General features: G+C 67.2%; 7 protein-coding genes and 1 other annotated feature. Of the genes, 2 read left to right on the forward strand and 5 right to left on the reverse strand.

What is annotated here, in order from left to right:
- Positions 1 to 31: 31 nt before the first annotated feature.
- Together QOZ88_RS22935 and QOZ88_RS22940 are read right to left on the reverse strand one after the other, a co-directional pair.
- Positions 32 to 1,287 (reverse strand): IS3 family transposase gene (locus QOZ88_RS22935; protein WP_305998703.1). Its coding sequence is split into 2 segments (ribosomal slippage): positions 32 to 984 and positions 984 to 1,287, totalling 1,257 coding nucleotides; the frame shifts between segments, so codons are not numbered across the junction.
- Positions 872 to 985 (reverse strand) — a sequence feature (AL1L pseudoknot). Its footprint overlaps the gene before it by 114 nt.
- A gap of 51 nt (positions 1,288 to 1,338) precedes the next feature.
- Positions 1,339 to 2,130: a hypothetical protein gene (locus tag QOZ88_RS22940; protein ID WP_306001991.1), complete on the reverse strand. Its 792-nt coding sequence runs from the start codon at positions 2,128 to 2,130 to the stop codon at positions 1,339 to 1,341.
- A gap of 901 nt (positions 2,131 to 3,031) precedes the next feature.
- On the opposite strand from QOZ88_RS22940, the gene QOZ88_RS22945 reads away from it, so the two are divergent.
- On the forward strand, positions 3,032 to 3,217 hold the full coding sequence (locus QOZ88_RS22945) for a helix-turn-helix transcriptional regulator (protein ID WP_306001992.1): 186 nt from the start codon (positions 3,032 to 3,034) through the stop codon (positions 3,215 to 3,217).
- Between the two features lie 88 nt (positions 3,218 to 3,305).
- On the forward strand, positions 3,306 to 4,412 hold the full coding sequence (locus tag QOZ88_RS22950; protein ID WP_306001993.1) for a tyrosine-type recombinase/integrase: 1,107 nt from the start codon (positions 3,306 to 3,308) through the stop codon (positions 4,410 to 4,412).
- A gap of 296 nt (positions 4,413 to 4,708) precedes the next feature.
- On the opposite strand, the gene QOZ88_RS22955 is transcribed toward QOZ88_RS22950, so the two are convergent.
- The 3 genes from QOZ88_RS22955 to QOZ88_RS22965 all read right to left on the reverse strand — a co-directional run bounded on the left by QOZ88_RS22955 (position 4,709) and on the right by QOZ88_RS22965 (position 7,813).
- Entirely contained in the window at positions 4,709 to 5,380 is a 672-nt protein-coding gene (locus QOZ88_RS22955) for a hypothetical protein (RefSeq protein ID WP_306001994.1), read from the reverse strand.
- A gap of 73 nt (positions 5,381 to 5,453) precedes the next feature.
- On the reverse strand, positions 5,454 to 6,380 hold the full coding sequence (locus QOZ88_RS22960; RefSeq protein ID WP_306001995.1) for a HipA domain-containing protein: 927 nt from the start codon (positions 6,378 to 6,380) through the stop codon (positions 5,454 to 5,456).
- 255 nt (positions 6,381 to 6,635) lie between these two features.
- Positions 6,636 to 7,813, reverse strand: a protein-coding gene (locus QOZ88_RS22965) for an IS3 family transposase (protein WP_305998280.1) whose coding sequence is annotated in 2 segments (ribosomal slippage) — positions 6,636 to 7,526 and positions 7,529 to 7,813 — 1,176 coding nt in all. Because the reading frame shifts where the segments join, the coding sequence is not laid out codon by codon here.
- Between the last annotated feature and the right edge of the window lie 69 nt (positions 7,814 to 7,882).

The following is a 7,882-nucleotide window of genomic DNA, read 5'->3' on the forward strand; positions in this document are numbered from 1 at the left end:
TGAACCGCCCTGGGTCTGATGGAGGCTCGTTCTATTGGATTCCCACCCCGGCGGGGTCGGTCCGTTGGGCAGCGTAGAACGCTGCTTCGTACTCCGCGGGCGGGACGTTCTGGCAGTGCCCGTGGAGCCGGCTCTCGTTGAACCAGTGCACCCAGGACAGCGTCGCGAGTTCGAGCTCGTCGACGTCGTCCCAGCCGGTGGCGTCGGGTCCGTGGACGCACTCGGTCTTGTAGAGGCCGTTGGTCGTCTCGGCCAGGGCGTTGTCGTAGGAGTCCGCGACCGTCCCGATCGAGGGCCGCGCGCCGATCTCCTCGAGCCGCTCGGTGAACCGCACGGCGGTGAACTGCGACCCCGCATCCGAATGTGTCACCAGCCCGACCAACCGGCGCCCTCCGCGGGAGGCTCTGGCCATCTCAAGTGCGTCGAGGACCATCTCGGTCTTCATGTTCGCCGCCACCCGCCAGCCGACGATCCGCCGGCTGAACGCGTCGACGATGAAGCACACGTACGCCATCCCCGACCGGGTCGGGACGTAGGTCAGATCGGTGACCCACAGCGCGTCGGGCCGGTCGGCGGTGAACTGCCGATTCACCAGGTCCGGCGCCCGCGAGGCATCCGGGTCCGGCCGGGTGGTGAAGACCTTCTTGCGCAGCCGGGACACCCCTTCGATGCCCAGCTCACGCATCAGCCGGGCAACCTGGTCGCGGCCGATGTCGTGACCAGCGCGCCGGGCGGCCTTCCAGAGCTTGTGCGCTCCGTAGACCTTCCGGTTCGCGGTCCACAACGCCAGCAGGACCTGCATCATCAGCACGTCCCGCACGGCCCGCGCAGACGGCGCGGTCTGCCGCTTCTTCGCGGCGTAGTAGCTGCTCGGAGCCACCTGCAGGTACCTGCAGATGAACTCGACTCCGAACTCGTTCCGGTTCTCGTCGACGAACGCGACGATCACCTCGATGGGCGGTCGAGTTCCGCCGCGAAGAAAGCCGAGGCCCGCTTCAACAGATCGTTGGCCCGGCGCAGCTCACGGTTCTCCTGCTCGAGCTCCCGGATCCGCGTGGCCTCGACCGTCGTCACCCCCGGCTCGACGCCGTCATCGATGTCGGACTGCTTGACCCAGGTCCGCAGCGACTCCACCCCGCAGCCGATCTGATCGGCGACCCGCCGAACCGTCCCGTGCGTGGTGCCCAGCTCCTTGCGCAGCTGCCGCACCAGCCGAACCGCCCGGGCCTTCTCCTCTGGCGAGTAGCGACGCGTCGTCGGCTTCCCAGGCGTGCCTTCGTTCCCCATGGCTCCATCCTCGTTTCCAAGGTCAGGAGCCTCCAAGCAACCCAGGGCGGTTCAGTAGGCGCGCAGCAGCAGCTTGGAGAAGTCCCGGACCATCGTGCGGCCCTGCGCCAGTGAGCCATTCACAGTCCAGTTCGTGGCGGCGGTGACCGCACCGCCGTCCTTCCTCGTCATCGCTTTGATTTCGGCCTGCAGCTGAGCCAGTGCGGCCTGGTAGGCCATCGCCTCGGTCAGCGGGTGCCGGTAGGTGTAGATGCCGGCCTCCTGGAGCAGCGCCTCCTCCTGGGTGACGACCACCTCCTGCTGCAGATCGGCCAGCTGTGCGGCGACTTCGGCGCGCTGCGCGGTCAGCTTCTCCAGGTCCTGCTCGGTGCGGCGGCGGGACTCAGCTGCGTCAGTGGCCAGCGCGGCGGCGTGCTGCTCGCGCTCGGACTGCTGAGATGCGTGCAGCTGCGTCAGCTCCTCTCGCAGCGCCACCGCCTGCGCCTCGAGGTCGGCAACAGTCAGCGCGCCAAGCCGGTCCAGCTGACCGCGCAGCGCCCCAACCTCAGCCGACAGCTCCCGCACACGGCCCCGGGCGCGGAAGACCGACACCTTCTCCTCCCCCTCGGCCGCCGAGCCCGGCGCCGCAACGGTCGAGGACTCAGACGGCATCACTGGCCCGGTCGTCCCAGAGTCATCGGGAGTCCAGAACTGCCAGCCCGAGGGCGCCGGTCCCCACGTCGGGTCGGGATGCCAGCCCTGCGGCGGCACCCAACCCTCGGGCGGTGCCGGCCAGTTCGGCGGTGTCCGGAATCGCTGCGCCATTGAAGCCCCCGTGCGATCGACGACGATGTCGTCAGTCATCTTGCGGTACGCCTACGACTCGTTCGAACGGCGCGACGCGCGGCGCGTCACCCTCACCGTTCCAGGCGGCCATGCAGCGACATGGCGCCGGCGTCAACGCCGAGCACCTCGGCCCCCCCCCCCCTTTGACCTCCCCCCACCGACAAGATCCCTACCTGACACACCTCATGCATCAAGGCCCGCCGCAATTCGTGGTGACAGGTAAGCGAACGTCACCCCGGACGCTGAAGACATGGGCAGCAAAGGCAGCAGCGAGTACCGCGCTCGGCAGCGTGAGCGGGAACGCCGCCGCCGTCAGCAGCTCGAGCGAGCGGCGAGCAAACAGGAGCGCACGCCGTCAGACACTCCGGCGAAGGGCGGGCCGGCTGCCGGGGCGCGACGCGGCGCGGCGACCGCATGCGGGTGGTGCGGGGGCCCGATCACTCTCCGATCGCGAGGACCCATTCCGAAGTGGTGCTCGGCCACATGCCGGCACCGAGCCTGGGAGCAGAACCGCGCGGCCGCCTCGGGCCGCGCTGCCGTCCAGATCGTCGAGCGGGTCGTCGTCAGGCCAGCAGTGCAACCCGCTCCGAGGACACCCCGGCACGACGACTGGCCCGGGCCTCCTCCGCGAGCTGAGTCGCCAGCTCGACCGCGGTCTCGTCTATGACCGGGACATGCCAGGCGTCGCCACCGCCCTCGACGAAGCACTCGCCGCCTTCCGGCGACGCATCCGGCCCCGCTGACATCGCCGTCCGTCACGTCCACTAGGGGTGACAAGCCGGGGTGACACCGCCGAACCGCCAGAACAGCCGTCGGGCTTCCAACTCCTTCGGTCACCCCTGACAGCAATCGACTCCGTTCGGCGCCTTCTCCAACACAACGGGCAGCCCAGCCCGCCACCCAGGAGCGAGGAGCCACCATGACCGTCCGACTGCTGACGACCGAAGAGGTGGCCGAGCGCTTCCGCACGAGCCCGGCCACCGTCCGCTACTGGCGCCACATGGGCATCGGCCCCGCCGGCGTGCGCGTCGGCCGTCGGGTGCTCTACGACGAGGCTGAGTGCGACCGCTGGTGGGAGAGCAAGGTCGCGAACAGCGACCGGTGATCCACCAGTGTCGTCACCGGCGTAGCGCACTGTCGCTCCCTCGCGGCAGGCTGACTATGGGGCAGCAGTCCGGCGATTGAGGAGACACATGGCGAGCATCGCGCGACGCCCCGACGGCACCTTCCGCCCCCGCTACCGCGACGCCGACGGCAAGGAGCACGCCCGGCATTTCAAGCGGAAGGCCGACGCCCAACGCTGGCTCGACGAGGTCACCGCCAGCGTCGTCACCGGCACGTACGTCGACCCGAAGGCCGGCCGGATCACCCTCTCGGCGTTCTACGCCGTCTGGGCCGCTCGCCAGGTCTGGGCCCTGGGCACCGAGCTGGCCATGAGCCTCGCCGTCCGGACCGCCACCTTCACCGATGTCGAGCTGCGGTTGCTCCGCCGGTCGCACGTCGAGTCGTGGGTCAAGCAGATGACCGCGGCCGGCCTGGCTCCGGGCACCGTTCATACCCGGGTGCAGAACGTGCGCGCCGTCCTCCGCGGCGCCGTCCGCGACCGGGTCATCGCCACCGACCCCAGCGACGGGGTGACACTCCCCCGCCGCCGGCGCCGCGAACACGCCATGAGCATCCCCACGCCGCCCCAGGTCGGCGGGCTGCTCACCGCGGCCGACGACCGGTTCGCCACCTACATCGCCATCTGCGCCTTCGGCAGCCTCCGACTCGGCGAGGCGGCTGCGCTGCAGGTCGGCGACGTCGACTTCCTCCGGCGCCGAGTGGTCATCAGCCGGCAGGTCCAGCGAGGACCTGGCGGCACGGTCGAACTGCGGGCACCCAAGCACGGCTCGGAACGGACGATCGTCGTCCCCGACCGGCTGCTCACCCTGCTCGCCGGGCACGTGGAGCAGCACCTGGCCAGCGGCGGTCAGGAACGCTGGCTCTTCCCCACCCCGACCGGCGCCCCGCCGCACCAGAACACCGTCGGGCACCAGTGGCGCAAGGCGACGTCAGCAGCCGGCCTGACGGGCTTGCGGCTGCACGACCTACGGCACTTCTTCGCCTCCGGGCTCATCGTCCCCGGGTGCGACGTCGTCACCGTGCAACGGGCCCTCGGGCACGCCTCGGCGACCACGACGCTGAACACCTACGGACATCTGTGGCCCGACGCGGAGGACCGCACCCGAGCCGCCACCGAGGGCCTCATGGCCGCCTCGCTCGAATCTGCGACTCGGGCGACGTCCGTGAACCGTTGACCAACAGATGGCCTTGAGTGAATGAGCCCAGCGTGTCGCAGGGCGGGCGCAATTCTCCGTGACAGAACTTAGGGAATCTTCGCTCCGTTCGAGAGCGCTTCTTCGCAATGTCGAACGCGAGTCGGCGACGCGACGACCGCTCGGATATCGATCGGGCCCCAGCCTCGAGAATACTCATCGAGACCGGGGCCCTACGACTAGCGCGCCTTAACGGACTCCCCCAACGCTGGTGCCGAAGCCGCTTGTTTCAGCGGCCGCATCGGGGGGCGCTGACAGCCAACTTAGCACACGACGTGCTATACGAGCGTCGGCGCCGCGTCCTCCTCTTCAGGGAAGGGTTCGCAGTTTGGGGGAAGAGACCCATGCGCCGACACGAGAACCCGCAAGTGCCATGGGCATTCGGGGCCATTGTTGCGCAGCACTTTCAACTCACCACCCTTCGAGACCAACGCCTCCACATAGCGGATCAATAGGTCTGGCACCCATGCAAAGGGGCTCCCGATACGATCCGTCAGGTAGAGCGCTCGCGGATTCGCCGGGTTGCCCGTATCCGTCTTTATTCTTAAGGGGTCGCCTTCTCGAAGCGCATCGACAGACGGCGCACTGCCGTGCTGCCTGGTCGCGTAACGCGCACCGCGCGCCAGAAACACAGATGACGTACTCCCGCCGGGGGCGATAGCTGGTCTTTCGACCAGTTGCACCGAATCGCCCTTGCGTTCTCCCCCGCTTCGACTGAGGACGTCAAGAGGGTCAGCACCCGATTCCAGTCCAAGCCAAGTCAGATACCGCAGGTAGTCCGGTCGATGCGGGTCCATCGTTCGAAGTGCAAAAAACGCCCAGAGCCGCGCCGACTGGTACTGGCGGTTGAATTCAGGAAAAGCGATGAATGGACGAAAGCCCTCGACCGCTGCTGCGCCCGGCAAGTAGGTGAACGAATACTCATGCGAGTCGGACGACAACTTGCCCACGGGAGACGTTTGGCGGTTGATAGGGTTGCGCCAAGTCACGATGAAGCTTCGATGGGGCATCCCGTGCAAGGAACTACTTGAGCGCATCAACGAGACGCCTCCGGTTCTCGGTCAGCAACGCCACGATAAATCGCCTAGTCACCGGCGTGAGCTCCGCTGTCTCAAGTTCTGTCCCCCATTGAATGACATCGAAGGCTTCGACTGCGCTCCACCAATAAGCTCGAGTTTCCGGCCCGGCAAGATAGGCAGCGACGCGCGCGATGTCTACCAAGGGGGTGCGGCGCTGTCCGGGTGTGTGCTCAAACTGTCGTCCATGGGCGCGACTAGCGAAGCGATGAATCGTCCCAGAAGAAAGGACCTGAGCACGCTGTTCGTCCGTTAGGTTGAACGCCAGGCAACTGGCGTGATCATAAGAGCCGCAAAGCCGGTTCACGCCATCTACATCGGGAGGCGGCGTCAAAACTGCCCAGTTTCTGTCGTGTCGATCAGTGTTGGCTATCAGGGCATCGAGCACCAGGTAGCCAACGAATGCGTCAAAGGCCTCGAAACTCTGGGGCAGAGTGCTACCAGGCGGAGGACCAAAACCCTCGAGGACTCGCCTGATATTGGAAACGCTGTATCCGCGGCGCCCCGGGTCGTCTGGGTCATAGTCCGGCAGATGACTGTCAAGCAGGACCCTTCCTGGGTGGTCCTCCCCCTTACTCCAGCGTAGGTCCTCGACGAGGCAGCCATTGGCAGCATCGCGAGTCGCCAATCTGACGGGTGCGGCAGGCACGCCGAGCAAATGAGCGATTCTGCTCGCCAGCATTTCCGTAATGTCTTCACCCATGGGTCGATCGCCATCCGGAAGCGCCGGCTTGAACAGCCAGGTGCGTGCGAAGTCAGGGTGACGCAACCAGTAATGCGGCGTCCGCCCTTGGACTTCCTCTCCCGCGACCTCCCACGATGAGGCGTCGAGGCGTGCCCAATTGAGATCTCGTGGTTGCAAGCTGATGCTCACCTCCTCGGAGCCGCCGCGAATAGGTCATGCCAGGGGTGGCCAGTAGATCAAGCCGTCGCAGCCGAGACTGCCCAGTTGTGCTGAAGTGCTGAAGTGCTGAAGTGCTGACGTTGCAGCGGTGCAGCAGCGCGCTGTCGGCCGAGTCTCCCATCTGAGGCACCAGGCAAGGGCTGTCGATGCATTCTCCCCGGTTGAGGTGTGCACATGCCTCTGGTCGGCGTAGGGGACTGCTGCACGGATCGGTGACAGGTTGGGTCAGGCGGCCTGAGCTGCCGGTGTGTAGATGATGGTCTCGTACTCGATGGGGGTCAGTCGACCGAGGCCGGCTTGCCGACGTCGGCGGTGGTAGGTGCGTTCGATCCAGGTGACGATCTCGATGCGCAACTGCTGGCGGCTGGCCCAGGAGCGGCGGTCGAGCACGTTCTTCTGCAGCAGCGCGAAGAAGGACTCCATGGCGGCGTTGTCCCCGGCTGCACCGACCCTGCCCATTGACCCGGACAGCTGATGCCGGTTGAGGGCCTGGACGAACTTCCGGCTGCGGAACTGCGATCCGCGGTCCGAATGCACGATGCAGCCGGCGACCTCGGCACCGTCGGCGGCCCGCCGGGCGACGGCATTCTCGATCGCGGTCACGGCCAGCCGAGACTTCATCCGTGAGTCGATGGAGTAGCCGACGATCCGGTTGGAGTGCACGTCCTTGACCGCGCACAGATAGAGCTTGCCCTCGGCCGTGCGGTGCTCGGTGATGTCGGTCAACCACAGCTGGTTGGGTCCGGCCGCGGTGAACACCCGCTGGACTTGGTCGTCGTGCACGGGAGGTCCGGGCCGGCCGCTCTTGCCCCGGCGCGGCTTGCCGAACGCGCTCCACCAGCGGTTGGCCGCGCAGATCGCCCACGCGGTGCGTGCGGCCATCGGCTGCCCGCTGGCAGCGGCCTCATCGACGAGGAACCGGTAGCCGAACTCGGGGTCGTCGCGGTGGGCGTCGAACAGCGCGTTGGCCCGGTAGGCCGCGACCAGTTCGCTGGTCGTGACCGGGGCGGCCAGCCACCGGTAGTAGGGCTGGCGGGCGATCTTCAGAACCCGGCACGTCACCGTCACGGGGATCCCGTCGACGGCGAGTTCACGGACGAGCGGGTAGATCATTTTCCCGGCAGGTTCGCCTGGGACAGGTAGGCCGCTGCCCGGCGCAGGACCTCGTTCTCCTGCTCCAGCAGCCGGATCCGCTTGCGGGCCTCACGCAGGTCGACGTTCTCGGCCGCGGTGGTCCCGGGCTTGACGCCCTCGTCGACGTCGGCAGCCTTCATCCAGTTCGTCAGACACGACTCGCTGATCCCGAAGTCAGCCGCGATCTGCTTCAGGTGCTGGCCCGGCTCACGGTTGCGAGCGACGCTCACGACGTCGTCGCGAAACTCCTTGGGGTAGGGCTTGGGCACGGCGAACATCCTTCCAGCGGCGCCTCGCGGCACCACAGATCAGATGTCACCTACTCGTGCAGCAGTCCC

This window comes from Blastococcus carthaginiensis (assembly GCF_030731085.1).
Taxonomy (GTDB): Bacteria; Actinomycetota; Actinomycetes; order Mycobacteriales; family Geodermatophilaceae; genus Blastococcus; species Blastococcus carthaginiensis.

What these genes read in the sequence shown, in the direction of transcription:
- QOZ88_RS22945 (WP_306001992.1), top strand. Translation starts at nt 3,032, where the DNA reads ATGACCGTCCGACTGCTGACGACCGAAGAGGTGGCCGAGCGCTTCCGC.
- QOZ88_RS22940 (WP_306001991.1), bottom strand. Translation starts at nt 2,130, where the DNA reads ATGACTGACGACATCGTCGTCGATCGCACGGGGGCTTCAATGGCGCAG.
- QOZ88_RS22950 (WP_306001993.1), top strand. Translation starts at nt 3,306, where the DNA reads ATGGCGAGCATCGCGCGACGCCCCGACGGCACCTTCCGCCCCCGCTAC.